Annotated in this window: 19 protein-coding genes; 13 read left to right on the top strand and 6 right to left on the bottom strand. The window is 62.0% G+C overall.

The window, feature by feature from the left end; translation table 11 throughout:
- Positions 1–122: 122 nt before the first annotated feature.
- Positions 123–1646, top strand: coding sequence for a DUF4153 domain-containing protein (locus FTE24_RS15565; protein WP_160441787.1), 1524 nt, complete (start codon positions 123–125; stop codon positions 1644–1646).
- 195 nt (positions 1647–1841) lie between these two features.
- A complete protein-coding gene (locus FTE24_RS15560; protein ID WP_150234064.1) occupies positions 1842–4490 on the top strand; it encodes an HAD-IC family P-type ATPase in 2649 nt (882 codons plus the stop codon).
- A 52-nt stretch (positions 4491–4542) separates the two neighbouring features.
- Here the strand turns inward: FTE24_RS15560 and FTE24_RS15555 are convergent, their stop codons facing one another.
- A complete protein-coding gene (locus FTE24_RS15555) occupies positions 4543–5079 on the bottom strand; it encodes a pyruvate kinase (RefSeq protein WP_150234061.1) in 537 nt (178 codons plus the stop codon).
- 113 nt (positions 5080–5192) lie between these two features.
- Between FTE24_RS15555 and FTE24_RS15550 the strand changes: the two genes are divergently transcribed.
- Positions 5193–6236, top strand: a complete 1044-nt coding sequence (locus FTE24_RS15550; protein WP_150234059.1) for an ABC transporter substrate-binding protein — start codon at positions 5193–5195, stop codon at positions 6234–6236.
- A 54-nt stretch (positions 6237–6290) separates the two neighbouring features.
- Here FTE24_RS15550 and FTE24_RS15545 read toward each other — a convergent pair whose 3' ends face one another.
- Entirely contained in the window at positions 6291–6734 is a 444-nt protein-coding gene (locus FTE24_RS15545; RefSeq protein ID WP_150234057.1) for an Rrf2 family transcriptional regulator, read from the bottom strand.
- Positions 6735–6928: 194 nt separating this feature from the next.
- On the opposite strand from FTE24_RS15545, the gene FTE24_RS15540 reads away from it, so the two are divergent.
- The 3 genes from FTE24_RS15540 (at position 6929) to FTE24_RS15530 (ending at position 9266) form a co-directional block, all read left to right on the top strand.
- Positions 6929–7300 carry an IDEAL domain-containing protein gene (locus tag FTE24_RS15540; protein WP_141447605.1) on the top strand — a complete coding sequence of 124 codons (372 nt, stop codon included), beginning with the start codon at positions 6929–6931 and terminating at the stop codon, positions 7298–7300.
- A 154-nt stretch (positions 7301–7454) separates the two neighbouring features.
- The gene (locus tag FTE24_RS15535; protein ID WP_160441786.1) at positions 7455–8501 is read left to right on the top strand and encodes a glycosyl hydrolase family 18 protein; all 1047 of its coding nucleotides are present in this window, start codon (positions 7455–7457) and stop codon (positions 8499–8501) included.
- Positions 8502–8624: 123 nt separating this feature from the next.
- On the top strand, positions 8625–9266 hold the full coding sequence (locus FTE24_RS15530; RefSeq protein WP_150234053.1) for a hypothetical protein: 642 nt from the start codon (positions 8625–8627) through the stop codon (positions 9264–9266).
- Between the two features lie 150 nt (positions 9267–9416).
- Here FTE24_RS15530 and FTE24_RS15525 read toward each other — a convergent pair whose 3' ends face one another.
- The 3 genes from FTE24_RS15525 to FTE24_RS15515 form a co-directional block, all read right to left on the bottom strand.
- Positions 9417–9956: a DoxX family protein gene (locus tag FTE24_RS15525; protein WP_150234051.1), complete on the bottom strand. Its 540-nt coding sequence runs from the start codon at positions 9954–9956 to the stop codon at positions 9417–9419.
- A 514-nt stretch (positions 9957–10470) separates the two neighbouring features.
- Positions 10471–11331, bottom strand: a complete 861-nt coding sequence (locus tag FTE24_RS15520) for a TetR/AcrR family transcriptional regulator (RefSeq protein WP_150234048.1) — start codon at positions 11329–11331, stop codon at positions 10471–10473.
- A complete protein-coding gene (locus FTE24_RS15515; protein WP_150234046.1) occupies positions 11324–12547 on the bottom strand; it encodes an MFS transporter in 1224 nt (407 codons plus the stop codon). The genes FTE24_RS15520 and FTE24_RS15515 overlap by 8 nt, the downstream gene beginning before the upstream one ends.
- A gap of 215 nt (positions 12548–12762) precedes the next feature.
- Between FTE24_RS15515 and FTE24_RS15510 the strand changes: the two genes are divergently transcribed.
- Genes FTE24_RS15510 through FTE24_RS15495 form a run of 4 tightly spaced genes read left to right on the top strand, consistent with a single transcriptional unit; the run spans position 12763 to position 18283 of the window.
- Complete coding sequence (locus FTE24_RS15510) at positions 12763–15363, top strand: DUF2339 domain-containing protein (protein ID WP_150234044.1); 2601 nt, start codon at positions 12763–12765, stop codon at positions 15361–15363.
- The gene (locus FTE24_RS15505) at positions 15344–16843 is read left to right on the top strand and encodes a DUF3999 family protein (protein WP_150234042.1); all 1500 of its coding nucleotides are present in this window, start codon (positions 15344–15346) and stop codon (positions 16841–16843) included. Before FTE24_RS15510 ends, FTE24_RS15505 begins: the two co-directional genes overlap by 20 nt.
- A 9-nt stretch (positions 16844–16852) precedes the next feature.
- On the top strand, positions 16853–17518 hold the full coding sequence (locus FTE24_RS15500; RefSeq protein WP_150234040.1) for a DUF4085 family protein: 666 nt from the start codon (positions 16853–16855) through the stop codon (positions 17516–17518).
- 48 nt (positions 17519–17566) lie between these two features.
- Positions 17567–18283 (top strand): NAD(P)H-dependent oxidoreductase, encoded by a 717-nt coding sequence (locus tag FTE24_RS15495; RefSeq protein ID WP_150234038.1) that lies wholly within the window; start codon positions 17567–17569, stop codon positions 18281–18283.
- A 157-nt stretch (positions 18284–18440) separates the two neighbouring features.
- Here the strand turns inward: FTE24_RS15495 and FTE24_RS15490 are convergent, their stop codons facing one another.
- A complete protein-coding gene (locus tag FTE24_RS15490; protein WP_150234036.1) occupies positions 18441–19856 on the bottom strand; it encodes a family 43 glycosylhydrolase in 1416 nt (471 codons plus the stop codon).
- Positions 19857–20135: 279 nt separating this feature from the next.
- Here FTE24_RS15490 and FTE24_RS15485 point away from each other — a divergent pair, with 279 nt between their 5' ends.
- From FTE24_RS15485 to FTE24_RS15475, 3 genes are read left to right on the top strand one after another with little or no spacing between them, the layout of a single operon-like run.
- Positions 20136–21458, top strand: coding sequence for an extracellular solute-binding protein (locus FTE24_RS15485; protein WP_150234034.1), 1323 nt, complete (start codon positions 20136–20138; stop codon positions 21456–21458).
- A 3-nt stretch (positions 21459–21461) separates the two neighbouring features.
- The gene (locus FTE24_RS15480) at positions 21462–23291 is read left to right on the top strand and encodes a cache domain-containing sensor histidine kinase (protein ID WP_150234033.1); all 1830 of its coding nucleotides are present in this window, start codon (positions 21462–21464) and stop codon (positions 23289–23291) included.
- Positions 23284–24906, top strand: coding sequence for a response regulator (locus FTE24_RS15475; RefSeq protein ID WP_150234031.1), 1623 nt, complete (start codon positions 23284–23286; stop codon positions 24904–24906). The genes FTE24_RS15480 and FTE24_RS15475 overlap by 8 nt, the downstream gene beginning before the upstream one ends.
- Positions 24907–25289: the final 383 nt, after the last annotated feature.

Genomic DNA, 25289 nt, shown 5'->3' with positions numbered 1-25289 from the left:
TCGTAAAATGCGAAAAAACGTCTCCCAACCTTTCTATTTATCTTCTTATTTTAACGTCTACAATGGGAAAAGAATACAGTCCCGACGGCCTAGACCGTTCGGACAGGCGGAGGGAACGAGACATGAACGAATCGACGATCAAGGCAAAAAGGAGCCTGCTGCCCGCCCTGGCAGCCGCGCTGACGTTGGGCGGCCTGCACCAACTGCTGTTCTACGGGCTGCTGCCGGGCTTGTCCGTGCCGCTGTTTTTGCTGCTGCTGTACGCCTACTTCTGGACGTTCGGCCGGGAAGCGGTACGTCCGCAAGGGCGGTCCGGCTATCTGCTTGCGGCCGCCGTGCTGCTGCTTGCGCTGACGTATGCGCTGTTCGACAACCCGGTGTTTTTCGTACTGAACCTGCTCGCGCTGCCGATCCTGACCGCCTGGCATCTGACCTATATGCTGGGCGACCGCAGACGCAGCTGGCACGACCTGCGGCTTATTCCCGACGCGTTCGGCCATGTGCTGAAGCAGACGGTGCTGCATGTGCCGGACGTGTTCGCTTTGTTCCGGCGCCGTCCGCAGGAAGGCGATGCGGCAACAAGCGAAGGCGATTCCGCGCTGCGGCAGGTGCTGTATGGGCTGGCGTTCGCGGTGCCGCTGCTTGCGGTCGTGCTGATGCTGCTGCTGTCGGCGGACGGCGTGCTGCGCACGATGGCGGGCGAAATCCCGGCCTGGTTCGGCAATCTGTCGATCGGAGACGGGGGAATCCGGCTGCTGTGGGCGCTTGCGACAGGTGGATTCCTGTTCACGTACCTGGGCGGTTTCCGTTCGCCGAAGCGCCGGCCGCCCGTACAGGGTCCGAAGCTTGCGGAACATCTTGAGCCGGCCCACCCCGTTCAATCGGGCGATCCGCTCTCCAAACTGCAGCCGCTGCCCGTGGTCACGCTGCTGGTCGCGCTGAATCTCGTCTACGTGCTGTTCGTATCGTTCCAGTTCTCGTATCTGTTCGGCGCCTGGCAGGGCGTGCTGCCCGAATCTTCTTCGTACGCCGACTATGCGCGCAGCGGCTTCGGGGAATTGATCGGCGTAACGTTTATCAACTTCGGCGTGCTGCTGCTCGGTCTGTACGCGACGCTGCGCGGGGAAGGCCGGATGCGCCGGGCGCTGGACGGCCTGCATCTGCTGCTCGCGCTGTGCTCGGTAGCGATGCTCGGTTCGGCTTTTTCCCGGCTGCTGCTGTACGAAGAAGCGTACGGCTATACGCGGCTGCGTTTTCTCGTGCATGCGTTCATGATTTTCCTGTTCGCCGTGCTGATTCTGTTCGCGCTGTGTATCCGCATGCGCCGCATCCCGCTCGGCCGCGTGTTGGTCGCGCTCGGCGTCGTCGCTTACCTGACGGTCAACTATGCCTGTATGGATCGCGTCATTGCGCGGCTCAATCTGGATCGCCAGCATGCGGCCGAGGCAACGATCGACCTTGAGTATCTGCTGGACCTGTCCGACGATGCGGTGCCTGTCCTGATCGAACGCGCCAAACCGGACAGCGAGCTGAGTCGGCGGCTGCGGGAAAAAGCCCAGATCGAGCTTGGCGAACACGTGCCGTGGCAATCCTGGAACCTGTCCGATTGGCGCGCCCGCGAGCAGCTTAATCGATATGTAAACTGAAACGTATGCCGCAGCGGCGGGCTTTGGACGCAAGTTTGACCTGTCTGTTAACGTTTTGGAATTTGCTGAAAAAACACCTGAAAAACCGTCACCTTCTTCGCTCCTTCTGGGTAAAAGGGAGAGAGAGCGGCCGGCCTGCACGAATGTTTGGATCGTGGCAATGCCGGTCCGCACCGAAAGAAGAGGAGGGATTGCGTGGATTTTTATCGCTCAAGCGGGGAAGAATCTTTGAAGGAACTGAAGTCCCGCCCGGAAGGTCTGGAATCGGGGGAAGCCGGCAGACGGCTTGAGGAACACGGCTACAACGAACTGAAAGAGCGGCAAAAAGATCCGATCTGGAAGCTGATTCTCGAATCGTTCAAAGATCCGATGGTCATCGTGCTGCTGGCGGCCGCCATCGTGCAGCTCGCGCTCGGCGAGATCATCGAATCGGTCATTATCTTCGCGGTATTGATCATGAATTCGGTCATCGGCGTCGTGCAGACGCGCAAAGCGGAAAATTCGCTCGATGCGCTCAAGCAGATGTCGGCGCCCGCCGCCAAAGTCAAACGGAGCGGACAGGTACATACGATCGAGGCGAGGGAAGTGGTGCCCGGCGACATCGTGCTGCTCGAAGCGGGCGATTACGTGCCGGCCGACGGACGGCTGCTGGAGAGCAGCTCGCTGAAGACGGACGAAGGCATGCTGACCGGCGAATCGGAACCGGCGGAGAAGCATACCGACACGATCGAAGAAGAGTCGGGGATCGGCGACCGCCGCAACATGGTGTTCAGCGGCGCGCTCGTGGTCTACGGCCGGGGGACGATGCTCGTCACCGGCACGGGCACGAATTCGGAGATCGGCAAGATCGCCGGATTGATCGAGAGCGCCGAAGCGAAGCAGACGCCGCTGCAGCGCAAGCTGGAGAGCTTCAGCAAGAAGCTCGGCCTGTTCATCCTTATTCTCTGCATCGTCATCTTCGGCGTCGAAGCGGGACGCGAATGGTTCTCCAACGATACGGGAGACATGACGGGCGCGATCCTGAACTCGTTCATGTTCGCCGTAGCCGTCGCGGTCGCGGCGATTCCCGAAGCGCTGTCGTCGATCGTGACGATCGTGCTTGCGGTCGGCACGAACAAGATGGCGAAGCGCCATGCCATCATCCGGCGACTGCCGGCGGTCGAGACGCTCGGTTCGACAAGCGTCATCTGTACCGACAAGACCGGTACGCTGACGCAGAACAAGATGACCGTCGTCGACGACTTCGTGCCGGAAGGCCGCGAAGGCCAGGTGCCGGACGATCCGAACGAATGGACGGATTCCGAGCAGTGGCTGATGCGCATCGCGGTATTGTGCAACGACTCGCGCATCAACGAAGACGGGCAGGAGATCGGCGATCCGACGGAGACGGCGCTGCTCGCCTACAGCTCCAAGAAAAACCGCAGCCACGAAGAAGTGCGCGGCACGTACGAACGCGAAGGCGAGATTCCGTTCGACTCCGACCGCAAGCTGATGTCGACGGTGCATACGGTTGACGGCCGCCGCCTGCTGCTCGTCAAAGGCGGACCGGACGTGCTGCTCGACCGCTGCACCGGCATCCGGATCGGCGGACGCGAAGAGAAGTTCACGGACGAATGGCTGCGCGGCATTCAGGCGCAGAACGAATCGTTCTCCGACCGCGCGCTGCGCGTGCTGGCGTTCGGCTACAAAGAAATCGCCGCCGGCGTCACGGTCGACGAGGACGACGAGAACGAATTGGTGTTCGTCGGCCTGACGGCGATGATCGATCCGCCGCGCGACGCGGTCTACGGCGCGATCAAGGAAGCGCGAAGCGCCGGTATTCGTCCGGTCATGATCACGGGCGACCACAAGACGACGGCGCAGGCGATCGGCCGCGATATCGGGCTGATGGAAGAAGGCGACGAAGCATTGACCGGCCGCGAGCTGGACGCGCTGTCCGACAGCGAACTGGACAACCGGCTGGAACATATCGCCGTGTACGCGCGCGTCTCGCCGGAGAACAAGATCCGGATCGTCCGCGCCTGGCAGAAAAAAGGCCGGATCACCGCCATGACCGGCGACGGCGTCAACGACGCCCCGGCGCTCAAGCAGGCCGATATCGGCGTGGCGATGGGCAGCGGCACGGACGTGGCCAAAAACTCCGCGGCGATGGTCCTGACAGACGACAACTTCGTCTCGATCGTCAGCGCCGTCGAAGTCGGCCGCACCGTGTTCGACAACATCAAGAAATCGATCGCCTACCTGTTCTCGGGCAATCTGGGCGCGATCATCGCGATTCTGTTCGCGCTGATCTTCGACTGGATCAATCCGTTTACGGCGCTGCAGCTGCTGTTCATCAACCTGCTGAACGATTCGCTGCCGGCGATCGCGCTCGGCATGGAGAAAGCCGAACCGGAAGTCATGCGGCGCAAGCCGCGCGACATCAACGAAGGCATCTTCGCGGGCGGCACGCTCCAGACCGTCATCACGCGCGGCGTGCTGATCGGGATCGCGGTCATCGTCTCGCAGTATATCGGGCTGCAGCAGTCGCCCGAGCTGAGCGTGGCGATGGCGTTCACGACGCTGATTCTGGCGCGTACGCTGCAGACGTTCGCGGCGCGTTCGCAGACGCAGACGGCGTTCGGAGCCGGCTTCTTCGATAACAAATACGTGCTCGGCGCCGTGCTGTTCTGCTTCGCGTTGTATGCGGTCACGCTGCTGCCGGGCGTGCGCGACATCTTCTCGATCCCGGCCGATTTCGGCGTGAACGACTGGCTGATCGCAGCCGGCCTTGCGCTTGGCGCGGTCGTGCTGATGGAGATCGTCAAAGTGATCCGGGTACGGATGGAACGTACCAAAAACTAAGTTCGCAGCCAAAAGACGCTCTCTCCCTGTTCGTAGGGCGGGAGCGTCTTTTTTACTTTTTTGACGGATACAAAAAACGGTCGGTACCGTCCTGCGCGCCGAAATATCGAAGATAATAGCCTTGTTTGTACCGATCGCGAACTTGGTCGATATGCGGGTCGTTTTCGAATGAAAGATAACCGGCCAAGTAAAGCATAATCAAATACTCTTCGAATTCAGGGTTGCCGAGCTCTCTGTCTTCGTCGTCGATGCCGTGAAAAATCGCAACTTCCAACGACAGCAAATTGGACATCCCGACCTGCGTAGAATTCATGACCCAGGCATGGGCATCGTCTTCTTCCGGATCAAAATCGGCATTTAGCTGCATTAACTTTTCGATGCCGCGGGGATCTTCGAATACATAAGCGCCTTTTGCTTGGTCGAAGCCCGCTTGAGGGTCCTCCCTTAGCCGAGAAAAGCGATTGAGATCAACTTTTTCAGCATAATAGACTTCGGTTAATCGGGCGTGGATTTGCTCGTCCGTAAAACGGTTGGGGAGGTTCGATTTCACGTAAAGGTCGTAGAGCTGTTGAATGTTCGGGAGAGTCATGTACTCATTCCTTTCGTCGACTCAACGGGGGCTTGCGCAAAAGGCGGAATCCCGTTATATTGTTTTCATGAGAATGATTATCAATTAAAATTCGGACGGAGGCTCACGATTCCATGACAACAAGAACGTTCAAAAGTTTGGCTTTTACGCTGGTCGGCGGTCTGGCCCTTGCTCTAAGCGCCTGCTCGGGCGATGCGGCGACAGATAATGCGGCAGACCAAGGTACGGCGGCGACCGAACCGGCAGCCGGTCAGACGACAGGCGAAGCGGCGGACAGCGGCACCGGCGGCGAGGCGGCTTCTTCGGCGGAAGAACGCGTACTGACCGACTCGATGGGGCATGAAGTGACGATCCCGGCCGAGCCGAAAGCGATCATCGCTTCCTATCTGGAAGATCCTCTGGTCGCGCTCGGCGTCAAGCCGGTCGCGCAGTGGATGATCGGTACCGATATGCTGCAGGCGTATTTGCAGGATTCGTTGTCCGGCATTCCGGGCATTCCGTCCGACCTGCCGCTCGAAGTGACAGCCAGCTACGCGCCGGACCTGATCCTGATGGACAGCGCGGAACTGGTGGCGGGCGACAAGTACAAGCAGTATTCGGCGATCGCTCCGACCTATGTGGTAGGCAACGCGCAGAACAACGATTGGCGGCAGGAACTGCTGACGGTCGGGGAAGTGCTGGGCAAGCCGGAAGACGCGCAGCGGGTGCTGGACGAATACGAAGCCAAAGCGGCCGATGCCAAAAGCAAGCTGGACGCAGCCACTAAGGGCGCGAACAAAGCGGCGGCGCTCTGGGTTACGGAAAAAGACGTCTACGTCGTGAACATGAACCTGTCGAGCGGCGACGTGATCTACAACGATCTCGGCATGGCCGTGCCGGACATCGTGAAGCAGTCTTCGGAAGCCGGCGAAGCGAACTGGAGCAGCCTGTCGCTTGAGCTGCTGGCCGGCCTGGACGCGGACTACGTGTTCCTCGTCAACGCAAGCGGCAAAGACAAGGAGCAGGTGCTGGCCGATCCGGTCTGGCAGAATATCCCGGCCGTGAAGGCGGGGCAGGTGTACGAGTTCGGCCGCGACAGCAGCTGGCTGTACACGGGCGCCGTCGCCAACAGCCGGATGATCGACGACGTGCTGCGCAGCGTCACGGGCGCCGAGTAACCCGCCAAGCCGCGTCAGGCGGGCGGCAGGGGCTGCCTAGGCGCCGTCTAGGCCTCAGTCCGCCGTCATCGCGCCCGGAAGTTCACCGTCGACGATCCGGTTCAGCACGTCCTGTACGGTCACTCCGTCGAAGTAGTCGAGATAGCGCCGCTCCGCTTCGTCGAAGTAGCCGCTCATCGCGCCGGAGATCCCGGATGCGACGACGCAGTCGCTGCCGGGGCTTCCGGTATTCTTTTTCGGCCGAAGTCCTCCGCAGCATGCCGCCCGGTACACATCGGACAGCCGGATGCCGGCAGGCTCGGCCGCCAGCCGGTAACCGCCGCCGATGCCTTCGCGCGTAAGCACCCAGCCTTGTTCCCGCAGGCAGCCCATCGTTTTGCGGACTCGCGCAGGGTGGATGCCAACGTTTGCGGCCAGTTCCTCGCTGTTGGCGGACCGGGAAGGAGAGTGGGCCAAATAGACTAAAATGTGCACGGCGGCAGGAAATTCGCTATTCATTGTTTATCCCTCCCTCACTTGATTTAATATAAGGATAAGATTCGAAGGTCCGTGCGGAGAACGAATAACGGTTCACCTTTCTTGACCTTTTGAACTGTATCCTTTATAATTACAGTTATAACCCAAGTATAATTCTTTCAGCCGCATCTGGCAAACAACAAACTTCTTAACGGGGAAGAGAGAGGTGTATCAACATGAGTAAATGGACGACGGGAGACTGGATTCAAGCATATACCGACGACGGAGCTCTGGTACACGGTTATCTGATTGCGGCGAGTGCGCCCATTCAGACGGCTCTGCTGCAAGTGACCCACAGCGACAACAAGGAGTTGATGGGCAAGGAGATTGCCGTATCGGATCGGGGCATGAAGAAATTGTCGGAGAATCCGCGCAAAAGCGAGCAGGAGATTCGCAGCCTGATCGACCTGGCGCTGCAGATTCGCGACGAAGCCTGGTTCACGGAACTGACGAACGAGCTTCGCACCGGTCCTAGACGGGCCAGACGCAAAGACGACGGCCAGCAATTCCGCACGGTGAACCGGTTGGGATCGCCGGACATTCGTTGAGACCGCCCTGCATGACCGCATGTTCTGAAATTCGGCTCGAAACCTATAGATTAGCGTCAACGGCATGAAGCGGAATCGTCTTGGAGGCGATGGCCGCTTTTTGTTTTTTTGCCGGGAAAAGAAAAAGACAGAACAAAGCAAAGGAGGCACGCGTATGGGATACCGAAAAATCGCCGCCGGCCTGCTGGCTGCCGCCCTGCTGCTCGCGCAGAGCCGAACCGCCGGCTTCGCGAATCCGGGTTCGCCGCCGGCGCAGCCGATCGTGCTGGCGTATTACACGGCCGATTCGGAGACTTCGCTGCGGCAGTATTCGGACCGGTTCAATCGGCTCGCCACCGATACGCTCAATACGGACGCGGCCGGCAATCTGGTCGGGTCCGTGCCGGAGCCGGCGCTGGAGAGAGCGGACCGCGCCGGCATGGAGTCGTACGCGCTCGTCTCGAATTACGGCGAGAACGGCTGGGACGCGGATATCGCCCGCCGCGTGCTGAACGAACCGCCGGCCAAAATCCGGCTTATTCGCAACATGCTGCAGACGGTCCGCACGCACGATTACGCCGGCATCAATATCGACTTCGAAGAAGTGCGGCCCGAAGATCGGGCGGCGCTGAGCCGCTTCGTGCGCGACACGGCCCGGGAGATGCGCAAATTCGGCAAAAAAACGATGGTGTCCGTGCCGGCCAAATCGGAAGACGATCCCGATAACGGCTGGTCCGGTGCTTTCGATTATAGAGCGCTCGGGCGCGAAGCCGATCTGATCCAGGTCATGACGTACGACGAACACGGCCTGTGGAGCGAACCGGGTTCGTCGGCCGGCCTCGCGTGGATGGAATCTTCGCTGAAATTTGCCGTCTCGGAAGTGGAGCCGTCCAAGCTGCTTGCGGGCATTCCCGCTTACGGCAACGATTGGAACCTGTCCGATCCGCAAGACGAGAGCGGCGCCATGCTGAAATGGACGGAAGCGCGCCGCATCGTCCGCATGCTGGGCAATCCCGGGACGCGCGACGCCCGGTCGCTGTCCATGCGCCTGCCCTACACCGCGCCGGGCGGGGACAAGCATGTGCTCTGGTACGAAGACGCGTACAGCGTCAAGCTCAAGGCGCGGCTGGCGGTCAAGTATCGGCTGGCCGGCTTGTCCGTGTATGCGCTGGGCATGGAGGACGAGACCTTCTGGACGGCGCTGCAGGCGGGGCTGAAGTGACGGACCGCAAGTTTCATAAAATACGAAATTCCGCGCCGCGTATCTTCTCTTTATCTTCTTATTTTATCTTTTACAATAAAGAGTAAGAAGATCGATCAGACCGATCGAAGAGGAGGCTATAACGTGCGATACGGAACAAGCGAAGACGTCATTCGGATTCGGGTACTGCCGCAGGAAGCGACGGAAGTGGCGGAATGGGCAGGGCTGATGCTGAGCGAGCTGGTGGGAGAAGAAGCGGGCGAAGAAGGGACACCGGTGCGTCTTCGCGATCCGGAGCGCGCGGCGGAACTATTGGAGCTGCTCATGCTGTGCGCGGAAGAAGGCGCGGACGCGTCGTCGGCGCTTGAGCCGGCGATCAGGCTGTGCGAAGCGGCAGGGCAAGGCGTGAAAGAACCCGGCGTAGCAGGGCCAGAGATGTCGTCGCGGCCCGGCGAAACGGAGCGAAGGTCGGCGAAGATGCCGGTGTCGGTATCGGCGAAAGGGGCGGGAACGGATAAGCGGCAGGACGGGGGCAAAGAGCGGATCGGAACGCCGTATCCGCCGCCGATCGGCTGGCATCCGTACTACGGAAGCGGCGCGCCGGATTTTGCGGACCGCGAAGAGGAGTCCGCTTACCGCAGCGACGAAGAGCGTGCGGACGTGCTGATGGCGGTCCGCTTCGGCGCTTCCGCCCTGATCGATCTGGCACGCAGCCACGGCATGGACGTGCCGCCTGGCGGCAAGCGGGCAGTAGGCGGATCTCCGGGGCGTCGTCCCCGCCGCTGAACGATCGCCGGTATACGAAAAAGCGCCGATCTCTTCGCATTCGACGGAATGCGGGAGGCGGCGCTTTTTTTCTTTTTTGCGTAAAGTGCACGAAGGAAGAAGTTGATCGGACTGAATCGGATCGGACTCGATCACTTGGGGTCTGAAAGCTTAGGCGGCGCTGATCTTCTGATTGTCGGTCGCGCTGCCGTTCGTGCCTTCCTGTTTTTTGTTGCGGCCCCAGACATGTGCTCTGAGGTAAGGGATGACCCAACGGTCGAGACCGATTTTGCCTGCGTTCAGGGCAGCGACGACGATGAAGATCTCGGCCAGGATCAGGTACGGGTTGGTGCTGACGGTGCCCGAGAAGAGGAAGGCGAAGTTCATGACCATGCCCATCAGAGCGGCGAAGGTGGTGAACGTGCCGAGGATCAGGCCCAGGCCGACGGCGAATTCGCCGATTGGGACGAGGACGTTGAACAGGCCGACATTCGGGATGGCGAAGTGTTCGAGGAAGCTTGCCCACAGAGGCTGTACGGCCGGATGGTCGCCGCCCGCTTGAGCCAGCGCGCCCTGCATGAAGCCCGAAGCGTCAAAGCCTCCGCCGGTCAGCTTGCCCCATCCTCCGGTAATCCATTTGTATCCGATGTACACGCGCAGTACGGTCAGCAACCACATTGCCACTTTGTTCGTTCTCAGCCAGTTGTTCATTAGTTCCACTCTCCTAAGGGTTTATTGGGTCGCTGTCTCAGCGGCTCTGTTTGTTTGTTTGGTTGATGATCATCTCTTCCATGTCCTTATCTTAAATTAAATCTAAAATTTAATATGTGATAAATATCACAATATATGACGAATTTAAAATAAAAGTTCGGGCGCGCATAAAAAGCGGTATCCGGGCAAGCGGAAGCCGGCGTTCGGCGGGCTGCCGAGAGGGGGTTGAGAGGTGGTTGAGAGGCGGTGAAAAGGCGGTCGATAGCAGGTCAAGAAGTCGTTAAGAGGCGGTCAGAAGGCGATCCAGAACCGTTCAAGAGCCGTATGCGTATAAAAAAAAGCTGCCCGCTCTCCGAGGAGAGCGGGCAGCCTTTCTGGCGTTCCCGGATCGGCGGGGCCGGATTAGGGTTCGGGTATCGATGTTCCTGTGTCGGCGTTCGCGTATCAACTTTCCCTTACCGGCGTGCCCGGATCGTCAAAGGCCGGTGGCCGCTTCGCGCCTTCGGCCCTGACGTCAGGCGTCCCCGCGTCCGTTCCGCGAGCCGCCGCGGGACTCGCCCCGGCGGTGCTCCGGCGCCGCGCCCTGCTGCCCGGCCGGGCTGTCGCCGGCTGAAGACGCCGCGCCCTTGGCTGGCGCGTCGCCAAGCAGCGAGCCGAGAATCAGCCCGATGAATCTCGCGGCGATTCTGCGGCTGCCGGAGTCCGGCGAATACGGATCTTCGGCGGACAGGCTGAGCTTCTGGAGCAGGCCCATCATGGCGGTGAAGATGAACTCGCCGGTCTCGCGCAGATCAAGGTCCAAGCGAAGCGAGCCGTCTTCGATACCGGCGCTCAGCGCTTCGTTCAGGAAATGCCGCTCTTTCTGCTCGGCGATAAAAGCGCCGTACCGCTCGCGCAGGCTGTCGCCGGGCGGATACGCGTCGTAGTGCAGGTCGAACAGCAGAATGAACTTCATGGAGTCCCGATTGCAAGCGGCATACGCCGCCCAGGCCAGCAGCATGGCCCGAAGACGGTCGGCGCCGGTCGGCGCGGGCAATAACCGCTCGCCCGGCAGAGCCTCCACCGGCCCGCCGGGCCCGATGGGTCCGATAGGTCCGATGGGTCCGGCCGAGCCGCCCGAATCCGCCGCGGCCTGCTCGCCGGCCGCCCGGACCTGTTCGGCCATCTGTGCCAGTGCCTGCATCTGCACTTCGAAGCCGACTTCGTCGATCGATTCGAAATGCTTGTAGAAGGTGACGCGGCTGACACCGGCCTGTTCGCAGATGTCTTTGACGGCAACAGCGGCAAAGCCCCGCTTCAGAAACAGCGCACGTCCGGCGGCGATCAACTCCTCGCGGTTGTGCTGCTTGCGCTGCCGATGCCATGTCTCACTCATGGACAGTTCCTCCTTTCGCTGCCGGCTTCGCCTGGCGCCTGCCCGTCAGGGCAAGCGCGGCCAGCAGAATGACCGCCCCCAGCACATAAGGCAGATTGATCTGTACGTCAAACAGCCATCCGGCGAGCAGCGGCCCGACGATGCTGCCGAGGCTCATATACGTCGTGTTGAGTCCCGCCGCATAGCCCTGCCGGTCTCCGGCGGCGTTGGCGATCAGCGTGCCGACGGTCGGGCGCAGGAACGAGTTGAACGCGAAGAAGATGGCCGAAATCAACAGCAGATAGACGAGATTGAACTGGATCAGCATGAGCACCAGAGCGGCTGCGGTCAGGATCAGCGACAGCCGGATCAGCCTGATTTCGCCGAACCGGCGCACCGCGCGGTCCAGCAGCCAGATCTGGCAGACGATGCCGATCACCGCGCCGAGCGTGATGACGATCGAGATGCTGCGCGCGTCGAAGCCGTATTTTTGCTCGACGAACAGCGCGTAGACCGTCTCGTAGTTGACGAGCCCGAACGTCATGACGAACACGAGCAGCAGATAGCGAAAATAAGGCGTGCGGAACGAATCCGCGACCTGCCGCGCGATCGGCTGCCGCTTGCGCACGCCGGCGGCGGCTCTGCGTTCCGGCGTCAGCGTCTCGCGCAGCAGCAGCGACAAGCCGGCGGCCAGCAGGCTGAGACCCGCCGCGCAGTAGTAAGGCACGCGAATGCCGAATTCGGCGATCAGGCCGCCCAGTCCGGGCCCGAGCACCATGCCGAGATTCATCGCGGCGCCGAGGTAACCCATGCCTTTGGCACGGGTCGCGGGCGTCGTGCTGTCGGCGACGTACGCCATGACGGACGGGACCATCAGGCCGAGCCCGATGCCGCCGATAAAGCGCGCGGCGTACAGCAGCGGCAGCGTATGGCCGACCGCGAACAGGTAATCGGAGACGACGGTGAACAGCAGGCCGGCGATAATAAGCTTTTTGCGGCCGAGCCGGTCCGACAGCTGTCCGCCGATCGGCGAGAACAGGAACTGCGCCGCGCCGAAAGCCGCGACCAGGTAGCCGGCGGCCGTTCCCGCGGCATCGAACTGCTTGAGGTACTCGGGCAGGATCGGAATGACCATGCCCTGACCGAGCAGCGCGATAAACAAATTGAGCATGAGCACGAACATCGGCAGGCCGATGTTCGAAGATTTTCCGGAAGCGTCCGGCAGGGAAGCGGGCATGATCGGACTCCTTTTATATAGTTTACACACTGTAATCTTTACAACCCGATCAGCATACTCCTTTTTTTTGCCAAAGTAAATGCGGTTGTTTGCTGTTTGGGGGGAGAGGCCGGCGCGGAAAAGGGTAACAGGAAGTATGCCTATTAACTAAGCATTTCCTATATAGTAGAATCATGGACTAACATTTTGAAAAAAGAGAAGAGGGAGGGGTCCGCATGAACGATTTCAAATCCCGGCTGTTCGCGATCAGGCAGAACCAGCGCAATCTGCTGCAAGAAACGCAGGCACTGCTGGAAGAGTACGAATCGAGCGATTTGATTCACGAGAACGAGAAGCTCCGCCGCCAGTCGGAAGAGGACAGGCGGGAGCTGGCCGCGCTCCGCGCCGAGAGCTTCAAGCTGAACAAGCAGAACGCCGAACTGCGCCTGTCGCTGACGGAACAGATTCTGGATGAGAAGCTGAATATTTTGCGCTTGTCCCGAAGCAAAATGGATACTTATTTTGCCGGGAGCAAAGTCCAGCGGATCAACCGGCTGCGCCTATTCGAAGAACAGGCGCGCACACGCATACATAAGATGATGACGGCTGCGCTTCGGCTGAACGGCGGCGAGCAGCAGCAATTCCGTCTCAAGCTGGAAGAGCTGTCGGAGCAGCTGGAGATCAGCCTGGATCGCCAGCGCCGCTGGCAGGAAGAAGCGGACCGGCAGGCGGGCGAATCGCTGGACGACGGCTATCGCCTGCTGGAAGACGAAGGCGTGGACGAAGACACGATCCGGCGCCGGGTACGGCAGAACCGGATCGAGATGAAGATCGGCCTGAACTGGATCAACAAACTGGCGATTCTGCTGATTCTGGTCGCGGTCGGCATGGCGTTCAATTACACGTACTCGACGTGGTTCAACGATTACGTGCGCGGCAGCGTCTTTTTCCTGTTCGGCGCGCTTCTCCTCGGCGGCGGCGAATGGCTGTACCGGCGCGGCCGGCGCACGTTCGCGCTCGGGCTGCTCGGCGGCGGGACGGCCGTGTTGTACGGCTCGATTTTCTACAGCTATTTCCTGCTCGGCATTATCGGGATGACCGCTGCGCTGCTGCTGTCGGTGCTCGTCACGCTGACCACGGTGCTGCTGGCGCTGCGTTACGAATCGCGGACGATCTGCGCGCTGGGACTCGTCGGCGGCTATCTGCCGCTGCTGTCGTACGGGCTCGCTTCGGGCCTGTCGGGACCTGCCGTGTATGCGGCAATGGTCTACCTGCTCCTGCTCAACCTGCTGCTGCTGCTCGTCTCGCTGCATAAGCGCTGGACCGTGGTCGCGTATATCGGCTTTGCGCTGAACACGCCGGTGATGCTGCTGCTCGTCGGGCTGGCGGACAGCCGCTGGGTCGGCGCGGGCTACGCTTTCGCCACTTTCCTCATGTATCTCGCGTTGACGCTTGTGTACCCGATGCGCTTCAAGCAGAAGCTGTCCGAATGGGACGTCGCGCTGCTCGGCATCAATACGTTCGTCGGCTGCGGCGTCATGTACGCGCTGCTGCAATCGTCGGGCGCGATCGAGTTCCGGGGCCTGCTTGCGCTGCTGTTCGGCCTGCTGTATGCGGGACTCGGGCTGCTGGCGGAACGGCTCGTGCCGGAGGAGAAAAATACGCGGCTGCTGTTCTATGTCACGGCGCTCGTCTTCGCGATTCTGATCGTTCCGTTCCAACTCGGCGAAGCGTGGACGTCGCTCGGCTGGTTGGCCGAAGCGTGCGTGCTCAGCGTATACGGCCGCCGCGCCGGTTCGAAGATGCTGGAACGCGGCGGCTGGGCCGTCATGCTGCTCTGCATAGTCGCTTTCGTGGTAGTCGATCTGCCGCTCGGCGGGTTGACCCTGCTGATCAGCGGCGAGAATTCCTCTGTGTTCATGGTCAAATACACGCTCTTGACGCTGGGCACGCTCGGCCTCGCGCTGTTCTATGCGTGGGATGAATCCCGGAACCGCGGCGTGGAACGTTCTTCCGAAGCGGAACGCCGCGTCCGCTATTCGCCGGACGAGCGCCGCATGCTGCTGATCTTCCGGTACGCCGCGCTGCTGAACGTCTGGTTCTACGGGTTGTACGAAACGTTCTACGTCTACGAGCGTCTGCTCCCGAACGGCGGCAGCCATTACCTGTTCTACAAAATGCTGCTCGCGGCCGCCGTGACGGCGCTGCTCTCGGTAGGCCTCTCCCGCTTCACGCTGATCCGGGACGAAGTCACCCGCATGTATGCGCTGATCCAATACGGCATCGCCTGCTTGATCGGTATCGCGCTCATGCTGACGATGCCGGTGCTGTCGGCGCGAAGCGATCTCAACGGAGCGAACGATTACGCGGCGCTTGCGGTGCTGCTTGTCGTCAACGCCGCCGTGTTCTGGAGCGGCAATCGCAGCCTGCGCAGCGTCGTGCGCCGCTATCCGCAGGCCGGGGAATGGTATCCGGTCGGCATCGCGGCCTACGTGCTGGTCATGCTGACCGCCCTGCTCGGCGTGCAGCTCCATGTCGACGATTTCGGCCTTCTGTACAGCCTGGCTTACCTGCTGGTCGCGCTGGGCTGCATCCTGTACGGCTTCCGCCGCCGCTACGTCCATATCCGCCGGCTCGGCCTGATCCTGACGCTGCTGTGCACGGCCAAGCTGCTGATCTTCGATCTCGGGCTGAACGGTCTGGGCAGCCGGATTCTGGCGTATTTCGCGGCCGGATTTATTCTGCTCGGCATTTCTTATTTGTACCAGCGCGTATCGAACCGCCTGGAAGCGGACGAAGGGAAGGAGCGTAACGACGATGCGGAAAAAGAAGATTGAAGGCAAACCCCGTCATTCGGTCGCCGCGGAAAAAAAGATTGAACGCAAGCCCGACAAGTCGGCTGCGGCGAAAAAAAAGCTTGGCGCCGCGCTCTGCGCGGCCGTGCTGTTGGCCGCGGCCTCGGGCGGCGCGGACGCCCGGGCGGAACAGCCTGCGCCCGCTGCCGCCCCAGCTGTGTTCGGGGCCGCGGGCGAAGCACCCGCCGGGCGCCAAACGGCGCCTGTATTCGAGGCTCGGCCGGCGGAAGACGACTACGCGGATTCCGGCACGTGGAACTTTGCCAAAGAGATCCAGGCTGCTCCGGGATCGCAGTACCAGGCGCTGTTCCTCGATGCCGACGTCTACGCGCGGGCCGGGGAGAACTTGAACGACGTGCGCATCGTCGATTCGACGGGCCGGTTCGTGCCGTATTACGCCGATTCGGGCGAAGAAGGCGAGCGGGGACTCGACCGCCAGTATCCGCTGGAGCTGGTCGACCGCGCCAAGAGCAAAAGCGCGACGCGGTTCGATTTTCGCGTCGTCCCGGCTTCCGGCAGCGAAGACGTGCGCGGCAGCCGGCTGACGTTCCCGCTGTCGCAGAGTTCTTTTCTCAAAAAAGTACGGGTTCGGGGCAGTTACGACGGGCAGCTCTGGGAAGACTTGACCGAAGGCGAACTGTATTCGACCGGCGAAGGCATATTCCGTAACGTGATCGAACTGGAAGAGCCGGTCAAATACGGCTATTACCGCTTGATCGCGCCAAACGGCGAAGAACCGCTTGCGCTGACTGAAGGGACGCTGACCGACGTCGGCGCGGCCGTCAGCGGCGAACGATTCCGCCGGACCGCGGAGCTGCCGTTCAACGTGCAGCCTTCCGCGCGCATGTCGGAAGTCGTGATCTATAACGCCGACAAGCTGCGCATTGACCGGATTCGGTTGAACGCTTCCGCGTCGGACGGCTCCAGCAGCTTCAGCCGGCTGTTCTACGTGAACCGGGCCAAAGGCACCGGCGCGAATACGCGCGTATTGTCGCCGACGCGGCTCAACCGGCTGGAACTTGACGGCGAGAGCGTCGACGATACCGAGATCCGGCTGGCGGAACCGATCCGCAACGAGAAGCCGATGATCGTGATCGACAACGCGGGCAATCTGCCGCTGAACATCGAATCGATCGAAGTGGGCTACCGCGTCGACCGGCTCGTGTTCGAAGACACCGGCGCCGGCCCTTACCGCCTCGTGTACGGGGCGGAGCGGCAGCCTCCGCCGCAGTACGACCTCGCCGCGTTCCGCACCGAGATCGAACGCTCGAAGCCGGCCGAAGCCGCGCTCGGCCCCGAGAATGCGGCCCGGTTCGTGCCGCCGGCTCCCGGCACGGACGGAGCCGACCCCGCGCCCAAAGTCGGCGCGGGCGCTTCGCTCCAGATTCTGTTCAATGTGGTGCTGGTCGGCGTCGCTCTGCTGCTGATCGTGCTGGTGAGCCGGAAATTGAGGAAAAAGTGAGGGGATCGCATGCGATTTTTTACGGAAAGATTGTATCGGGAAATGCAGTTGAGCAGTCTGCTCGCGGTGCCGAGGACGAAGGAAGGGTGGGACGAAGAATTGGCGTTCTGCCGCGAGATCGGAGTCGATTACGTCGAGCAGGCCCACGTGAGCCTGGCCCATAACCGCAAGGAGCTGCTTGCGCTGCTGCCGGCAAAGCTGCATCCGTACGTGCTTGACGGCACGCTCAATCAGCCGTATGCGCCGCCGGAGCTGGCCGCACAGATCGCCGAATGGCGGGCAGACTTCGATCGCCGGCGGCAGGAGTTCGGCCGTGCCGTGCGGGAAGCTTACGAATCGGTCAAGGAGCAGCTGCCGCCGGCCGCCCGGGAACTGTGGGAACGTTCGCTGCACGACGCACAGTTCGTCTCGTGCGAACGCCGGCCGGGCGGCGTGATCGAGCTGCGGTTCGACGAGTCGACGATGGGCAAAGCCTCGGCGCCGCCGAATCGCCTCGTCTTCTCGGGCGTGGGCGCCGCGACGATTCCGGACGATCTGGAGCGCGCTTATTGGTACGGCGAAGAATTCGAGTTGGCGCCGGCCGGGTTCGCCCTGCTTGTCCTGCTGCAAAAAGAAGACGGAGGATTTACCGAACTGCGGATCGAAGCGGAAAGCCTGGAAGTGGACTGGGCCTGAATGTGCGTTAAAATGAAGAAGAGTCGACGATACGAAGGAGGCATTCCCATGCACGACAAACACCCGGACCCACACCCGGACCCATCCGGGCCGGACGCTTACGCGGCCGCCAAAAGCCAACTGCTGGACGCTTACCGGTTCCGCCATGCCGTCAAGGACTTCGATCCCGCGCGGCAGGTGGCGGCGGACGATTTCGACTTCATTCTGGAAGCCGGCCGGCTGTCGCCGAGCTCGTACGGCTTCGAGCCGTGGAAATTCGTCGTCGTGCAGAATCCGGAGCTGCGGAGCAAGATCGCGGTGCATGCCGGCGGCGCTCGCCGCCAGCTGGCTTCGGCCAGCCACGTGATCCTCGTGCTGGCGCGGCTGCCGCACGATATGACGGCCGACTCGGCCTATATCTCGTACATGCTCGGCGACGTGCAGCGCCTGCCGCAGGAGATCTCCGACATGAAGCGCAAAACGTACGACGCGTTTCTGCGTACGGGCTTCGCGCTGCAGGATAACGAGCGCGCCATGTTCGAATGGTCCTGCCGCCAGACGTATCTGGCGCTCGGCAACATGATGACCGCCGCCGCGATGATCGGCATCGATTCCTGCCCGATGGAAGGCTTCGTCAAGCTTGAGACAGAACGCGTGCTGGCCGAGGAAGGGCTGCTGGACACGGCGCATTTCGGCCTTGCCTGCATGGCCGCTTTCGGCTACCGCGCGGGCGAACCGACGGAGAAGACCCGCCGGCCGCTTGGCGAAGTGGTGGAGTGGCGGTAGGTTCCGCCTGCGCGCCTGCGTGTTCGTTCGCCCGGCGCCAGAGCCGCGCGCTATCTCAAGGCTCAAAAAAAGAAGCGAAGACCGCCTACCCGGTCTTCGCTTCTTTGCGTCCGAACTGTTTTTTTACTATGCCGCCTATTCCGTCTGTTCGCCCGGTCTATTTCCCGACGCGGAACAGGTCGAACCCGTCGATTTCGGCGTAGCCGTCTCCTTTGGCGAAACGGATCGTATGCTTGCCTTTGTCCAGCGTCATTTTCTGTGTCGAGGTGCCCCAGTTGTCCCAGCCCTGGTTCGTCACGAAGAAGTCGCTGGCCGGTCCGCCGTCCACGGACAGCTTCAGCGTCGACCAAGTGCCGCCCGCCGTTCCGTTGCCGGTGCGCGCATAGAGGATGTACGTGCCGCTTTTGTCCACGTCGACGTCGATGTCCACGTAGCTCTCGGGCGTGTCGATATAGCCGACTTTCGCGCCGCCCGAACTGTCCGCGTGCTGCGACACTTTGGCCGTGCCGCCGAGCCGGCCGTCTTCCGCTTCGTAGCGGTCGCGCTGCGGTTCGCCCGAAGGCAATGGAATCGGTTGGTTGGGATCAAGCGGACTGCCGAAGTTCGGCGTCTTGTCCGCGTTCCAGCTGAACGGCTGCGTGCGAATCTCGCGGTCCCAGCCGGAACCTTGTCTTTTGGCCGCATGATACACGATCCAGTCTTCCTGCCCGTCCGGCGACTCGGTGAAGCTGGCATGACCCGGTCCGTAGACGCCGCCGCCCGTCTTGAACACCTGATCCGGCCGTTTGGTCCACGAAGCCGGGTCCAGCAGATCGCTGTTGTTTTTGGCCGTCAGCAGGCCGAGCGAATAATCGTCGGTCCAGCTGCCGCTTGCGGAGTAGACGATGTTGATCTGATTGCCTTTGACGAGAATCTGCGGGCCTTCGTTCACGTTCGGCGAATGGTTCGTCTCCCATTGATACTCCGGCCGCGCGATCTCGACTCTCGGCGAATCGATCGTCCACGGATTGCTCATGCGCGCGATATAGAGCACCTGCCGCACGTTCTCGGTACCTTCCCAGCCCGACCAGACGAAATACGAGACGCCGCGCGCCTTGAACACCGTCCCGTCGATCGCCCAGCGGTTGGTCGAATCGGCGATCGGGCCTTTGTCGACCCAGGTGCCTTTGAGCGGATTGAGCGACTTGTTCTGCATGACGTACATCCGGTGGTTGGCGTTGTCCCCGTCGTCTTTGGCATAGTAAATATACCAGGCGCCGTCGATCCGGTGGATTTCCGGAGCCCACACGTTCTGGCCGCCCGTCTCGACGACCGTCGTCTCGGCCGCGTCGATGCCGGTCATCGTCTTGGAGCGCCAGAGCGTCACGTTGCCGCCCGTCGTTTTCGTGAAGTAATAGTAGCCGTCCGCGTGCCGGTACATGAACGGATCGGCGCCGTCCTGCATGATGACGTTGTAGAAATCGTTTTTTGTCTGAGCCGAAGCTGCCTGTGCCGCCTCATAACTTCCGCCGCTAAGCGTCGTGCCGAGCAGCATCAGTGCAAGGCCGCCTTTGAGCCATGTTTTTCTGTTCATTCGGTGTTGTCTCCCCTCGGTTGAGTGTTACGAACAACTTAACGCAATCGCGCGGCGGCGAACAGGACGGATCTTTGGGGGGAACGGTCTTATTTTTTGGGAAAAGACTTGCGGTTGCGCAGATATGGACCTATTTTTAGGTATGGACGTAATTTTGGCAAAATGAAGGAAAAACGGCGTTTGCGCTGCGATCGGATTTAGAATGGAGGCAGGGCGTGTATAAGGACAATAAATGGACATAACGGTGACCGGATGCCGGGAACGAGGAGGAGAAGCGGGATGGGCCGCTCGGATTTTTGGTACGGAAAAAGAACGCCGCTCTGGCTCGTGCCCGTGCTGGGCGCTCTGGTGCTGACTTTGGGGCTGTGGTTGACGGACAATTATGAAAGCGGATACGAAACGCCGGCCGCGGCGGAGACGAAGACGGCAATCGAGTTCTGGACGCCGTTCAGCGGCGGGGACAGCTCGTTCATGAACGGTCTGGTCGCCCGGTACAACGAAGAGAACGGCGACGGGATCGTCGTGCGGATGAACAACAACAAGCTGGACGATTATTATACGAAATTGTCGACCGCGATCGTGACCGGCGAAGCGCCGGACGTGGCGATCGTGCACGCTTCGAAGTACGCGCAGTACGTGCCGGCGGATTTCGTTACGGCGATCGCGGGAGAAGAAGCGGCGGAGGCCGGGGTGGACTGGGACGGGTACAACCCGAACATTCTGCGCAAAACGGTGCTGGGCGACCGCCACTTCGGCGTGCCGCTGGATGCCCACTTCGGCGTGCTGTATTACAACAAAAAATGGCTGAAGCAGGCGGGGGTGTACGCAAACGGCAAAGTGGTCCTTGAGCCCGGGGAACAGGGATTTACCGATTTCCTCAAAAAGATCCGCGCGAACGTTCCCGAAAACGTGGCGCCGCTCGCCGTGCCGAATATCCGCATCGATTCGCTGTGGCTCTGGTGGTCGCTGTACAGCCAGATCGACGGAGGCGGACGGCTCTACGCGGCGGACGGCAAACACGCCGGATTGAACATGAAAGCGGCGGAACGTTCGCTGGATTACGTCGATTCGCTGTACCGGGAAGGGCTGATTCCGCCGGACATCAACGACGCGACGAGCCAGTTCGCGCGGGGCGAAGCGGCGACGCTGTTTCTCGGCGTCTGGTCGATCGGGCTGTTCGAGCAGGCGGAAGGGCTCGACTTCGGCGTCATGCCGCTGCCGCAGATCTACGAACGCCCCGCCTCGTGGGGCGACGCGCATACGCTGGCGCTGCCCGCGCAGGCGCAGGCCGATCCGGCGAAGCGCCGGGCGGCGCTGAAGTTCGCCGCCTGGCTCACCCGCCACGGCGACGTCTGGGCGCAGGCCGGGCATATTCCGGCGTATGAAGCGGCCGCGCAATCGCAAGCTTTTCTCGCGCTGCCGAATCGGAGCGATTACGCCGAAGCGGCCGACGACGTCGCTTATTTCCCGGATCATCCGAAGCAGGGACGGGTCAGCGACGAACTGGTCGTCGAACTGGAGCGGCTGTGGTCGGGCAGCCAGACGGTCGACGGCATGCTGAAGGGAATCGGGCCGAAAATCGACCGGATTCTGGAGGAATAACAGATGGGCAAATATGCGCAATACCGCAGTCTGTGGAGCCGCAAACAAGCGCGCCGCGCCAACCGCAGCCTCGCATTCAAGCTGATCGGCATCAATCTGATCCTCATCGCCGTGCCGCTGCTGCTCTCGTCGCTGCTCAGCGGCATCGGCTACTCCCGGGCGGTCCAGCGCAACGTCGGCGCGTACCAGGCGGACGCCGTGCACGAATTCAGCGCGAACCTCGACATCTATATGAACGAACTGGCGCTGCTGTCGGTGCTGCCTTACCAGACGCCGGACCTGCTCGATTATCTGGAGTGCCGGGACGCGGGCGAAGCGACGGTGTACGAAGAACGGATGCTGCTGGAAGAATTCATGCGGCGTATCCGGGTGAACGGGCGGGTCGATACGATCGGGATCACGCTGCAGGCGGAAAAGGTGCGTTCGTACGTCGAGCCGCCCGACAGCCCCGGACGGTTCACCGAGGAAGACGATCCCGACCTCAGCGCGTTCGCGGAAGCGGCCGCGTTCGGCGAAGCGGTGTTCGTCGGTCCGCATTCGCTGAAATCCGACAACGGCTCGACGTACAGCGTCTTCTCGGCGGTCCGCGTCATTCGCAGCCTCGAAAGCGGGGAACGGCTCGCCATTCTCAAAATCGACGTGCCGTCGAGCGACCTGCGCGAGCGGATCGCGAACCTGTCGGGCAGCGGCGAGCGCTCGGTGGCGGTGCTCGGCGGAAGCGGCGAGCCGATCTACGAGAGCGGCGCCTTCCCCGATTCGACCGGCCGCCTCGCGGCTTATCGGGGCGAAGGTACCGTCGCGCTCGGCAGCGGGCGTTCTTCGGTGCTGATGACGTACGTGACGTCGCCGGTGACGGGCTGGACCGTGCTTCAGGCCGTCCCGATGAGCGTCCTGCTCAAGGACGCGGAGACGGTCAACCGGCAGATGCTGCTCGTCGGTCTGGCCTGTCTGGCCGCTTCGATCTTCGTCTCGATCTTGTATGCGCTGCGGATCACGCGCCCGCTCAGCCGGCTGCGCCATTCGATGAAGCTGGTCGAGAAAGGGCAGTTCGGCATCTCGATCCCGGTCGAGAGCGAAGACGAGATCGGCCACTTGAGCCGGACGTTCAATCTGATGGTGTCCCGGCTCGGCACGCTGACGTATCGGCTGTACGAGACGGAGATCCGGGAGAAAAACGCGGAGATCGCTTCGCTGCAGAGCCAGATCAATCCGCATTTTCTCTATAATACGCTCGGCTCGATCAGCATGTACGCCGAGCTCGAAGGCAACCGCGAAGTCGTCAGCATGACCAACCATCTCAGCGCCCTGCTGCGCTACAGCATGGGCGGGGGACGCGACGAAGTGACCGTCCGCGAAGAGATCGAGCATATTCGCGGATATCTGGCGATTCAGGGTATCCGCTACGAAGAGCGGCTGCGTTACCGGATCGAAGCGGAGCCGGGATTGATGGACAGCCCGGTCATTCGGCTGACGCTGCAGCCGGTCGTGGAGAACGCGATCGTGCACGGGCTGGAGCACGGCAGCGGCGAAGTCGGTATCGTCATCGCGATCGGGCGAAGCGGCGAACGCATCCTTATCTCCGTGACGGACGACGGACCGGGCATGAGCGACGAACAGCTGCGGCGCCAGAACGCCAAGATGGAAGAAGGGCTGCTGCCGGAAGGACCGGGCGGGCACGGGCTGGTCAACGTGCACCGCAGGCTGGTGCTCAAGTACGGATCGGGCTTCGGCGTCCGGCTGGAACGGGCGGAGTCCGGCGGCATCCGGGCTTCGATCCGGCTGCCGGACCTGCGGGAACGCGAAGAGGAAGAAGGGAGAGACCGCCATGGATAAACGCAAAGTGCTGGTCGTCGACGACGAAGCGATTTTTCGCCGGGGACTGCGCCATTTGATCGGAACGTCGGACACCCCTTGGGAAGTGTGCGGAGAAGCCAAAGACGGCCTCGAAGCGCTGGAGGAGATCGAGCGCACGAAGCCGGATCTCGTCATTACGGACATCCGCATGCCGCGCCTCGACGGGATCGGCCTGCAGGAACAGCTGCGCGAGCGCTACCCGGACATCCGCTGCTTCGTGCTGAGCGGCTATAACGATTTTCGCTACGCGCAGAGTTCGCTGCGCTTCGGCGCGCGGGATTACCTGCTCAAGCCGATCGACAAGGCGGAGCTGTACCGGGTGCTCGGCCAGGTGGAGCGCGAATTGGTGCAGGCCGAGCTGCAGCGGGCCGAGCGGCTGCCGCAGCGGCGCCTGCCGGCCGTGCTCGCGGAAGAGCGGGACCGGCTGCTCGACGGGCTCGTGCGCGGCGAACTGCCGCATGCGCGCCCGGGCGAGCTGCGCGAAGCCGGCATCGAGTTCGAACGGGGCGTGTACGTGCTCGTCGCCGAGCTCGACAAGGACTCGGTCGAGCCGACCCGCTACGAGCGGCAGGAAGCGGAATTGTTCTCGCTCTACATTCGCCAATTCATCGAAGAAGCGCTGTCCGGCGTGCGGACAGGGTTCGTGTTCCGGCGCGGCGCCGGCGTCGTCGCGCTGCTGGACGCCGAAGCGTCCGCCGCGTCGCGGGCGGACGTCGCGGAACTGGCCCGGCATATCGCGGGCCGTATCCGGCGCGAAGCGAACCTGACGATCACGATCGGGATCGGCGGCGGGGTACACGGCGTCGAGGAGATCTCCAAATCGTATGGCGAAGCGAGAATCGCTTTGCTCTACCGGCTGACTTCCGGCGGCAACCGGGTCCTGCTGTACGAGGACCCGCCGCGCCAGGAACCGGGCGCGGTGCGGACGCCGCTGACCCAGCGCGGCTATCTGGAGCAGGCGCTGCTCGAAGGCGAAGGCGGGGACCTCGGCGAGCGGGTGCGCGAAGGCATCGGGCAGCTGTGCGATTCGGGCGCGAGTCCGTCCGTGATCCACGAGCAGGTGTGCCGGATGCTGCTTGAAGCATACGGCCTCGCCGTGGACCGCGGCGTCCAAGGCGATTGGCCGGAAGGCCGCGATATCGGCGCGGCGCTGCAGGGCGCGCTTGCGCTCAGCTCGCGCTCGGAGCTGGCCGCTTACTGCGCGGGCCTGCTGCGCTCGCTTCAGGCGCTGGTCCGCCGCGGAGACGAGAGCGAAGGGCTGCACGCGGTAGACCGCGTTGTCCGCCATATCGAAGAACATTACGCCGAGCCGATCACGCTCGGCAGCATGGCGGAACTCGTCTTCCTGAATGCGTCTTACCTCAGCAGCCTGTTCAAGATCCGGCTCGGCCGCTCGTTCGTCGAGATTCTGACCGAAGTGCGCGTGCGCGAAGCGTCCCGGCTGCTGCTGCATACCGACGACAAAATCGCTTCCGTCGCCTACGGGACGGGCTTCTCCAACATCCGGCACTTCAACCGCGTCTTCAAGGCGGAGACGGGCCGCACGCCCAAAGAATTCCGGGAGACGCTGCGCCCGGACCGGGCGAATGCCTGAAAGGCGCGCGGATGTGGGGATGGGAAGATGGGCGGCGGGCAACACGGCTTCCAGGCGTCGCCTCGTTCCGTCAAAAGTTTGGCGGCCGCCAAACGACAAACCGTCTCCGACCTTCCCGCCCGCAGCCGCGGCCGGAAGGCCGAACCGCTCCAAGCCGGAACCTGGTCTCCGGCTTTTTTGCGTTGGGCACCCCGCTGCCGCAGCAGGCTCGACTGCGCGCCGCTCTATGGCTTCGCGCTCTGATTCGCCGCCTGCTAAACCCAAATATATGTCCACTCCGCCTAAAGAAGCGTCATTTTACCGCGCGGCCTTCGGCCTTATGATTAGTTTGTAAGCGTAATCAACAGAAAACGCGGGGTTTAACGAAAACGGCCGTTTGCTTC

Origin of the sequence: Saccharibacillus sp. WB 17 (assembly GCF_008634075.2) — a bacterium.
GTDB lineage: Bacteria > Bacillota > Bacilli > Paenibacillales > Paenibacillaceae > Saccharibacillus > Saccharibacillus brassicae.
The sequence above is the reverse complement of the archived record's forward strand: the minus strand, read 5'-3'. Positions and strand labels throughout refer to the sequence as shown.

Bases quoted from the DNA above. Each gene is read 5' to 3' on its own strand.
- FTE24_RS15565 (WP_160441787.1), top strand. From the start codon at position 123: ATGAACGAATCGACGATCAAGGCAAAAAGGAGCCTGCTGCCCGCCCTG.
- FTE24_RS15555 (WP_150234061.1), bottom strand. From the start codon at position 5,079: ATGACTCTCCCGAACATTCAACAGCTCTACGACCTTTACGTGAAATCG.
- FTE24_RS15550 (WP_150234059.1), top strand. From the start codon at position 5,193: ATGACAACAAGAACGTTCAAAAGTTTGGCTTTTACGCTGGTCGGCGGT.
- FTE24_RS15545 (WP_150234057.1), bottom strand. From the start codon at position 6,734: ATGAATAGCGAATTTCCTGCCGCCGTGCACATTTTAGTCTATTTGGCC.
- FTE24_RS15540 (WP_141447605.1), top strand. From the start codon at position 6,929: ATGAGTAAATGGACGACGGGAGACTGGATTCAAGCATATACCGACGAC.
- FTE24_RS15535 (WP_160441786.1), top strand. From the start codon at position 7,455: ATGGGATACCGAAAAATCGCCGCCGGCCTGCTGGCTGCCGCCCTGCTG.
- FTE24_RS15525 (WP_150234051.1), bottom strand. From the start codon at position 9,956: ATGAACAACTGGCTGAGAACGAACAAAGTGGCAATGTGGTTGCTGACC.
- FTE24_RS15520 (WP_150234048.1), bottom strand. From the start codon at position 11,331: ATGAGTGAGACATGGCATCGGCAGCGCAAGCAGCACAACCGCGAGGAG.
- FTE24_RS15515 (WP_150234046.1), bottom strand. From the start codon at position 12,547: ATGCCCGCTTCCCTGCCGGACGCTTCCGGAAAATCTTCGAACATCGGC.
- FTE24_RS15510 (WP_150234044.1), top strand. From the start codon at position 12,763: ATGAACGATTTCAAATCCCGGCTGTTCGCGATCAGGCAGAACCAGCGC.
- FTE24_RS15505 (WP_150234042.1), top strand. From the start codon at position 15,344: ATGCGGAAAAAGAAGATTGAAGGCAAACCCCGTCATTCGGTCGCCGCG.
- FTE24_RS15500 (WP_150234040.1), top strand. From the start codon at position 16,853: ATGCGATTTTTTACGGAAAGATTGTATCGGGAAATGCAGTTGAGCAGT.
- FTE24_RS15495 (WP_150234038.1), top strand. From the start codon at position 17,567: ATGCACGACAAACACCCGGACCCACACCCGGACCCATCCGGGCCGGAC.
- FTE24_RS15490 (WP_150234036.1), bottom strand. From the start codon at position 19,856: ATGAACAGAAAAACATGGCTCAAAGGCGGCCTTGCACTGATGCTGCTC.
- FTE24_RS15485 (WP_150234034.1), top strand. From the start codon at position 20,136: ATGGGCCGCTCGGATTTTTGGTACGGAAAAAGAACGCCGCTCTGGCTC.
- FTE24_RS15480 (WP_150234033.1), top strand. From the start codon at position 21,462: ATGGGCAAATATGCGCAATACCGCAGTCTGTGGAGCCGCAAACAAGCG.
- FTE24_RS15475 (WP_150234031.1), top strand. From the start codon at position 23,284: ATGGATAAACGCAAAGTGCTGGTCGTCGACGACGAAGCGATTTTTCGC.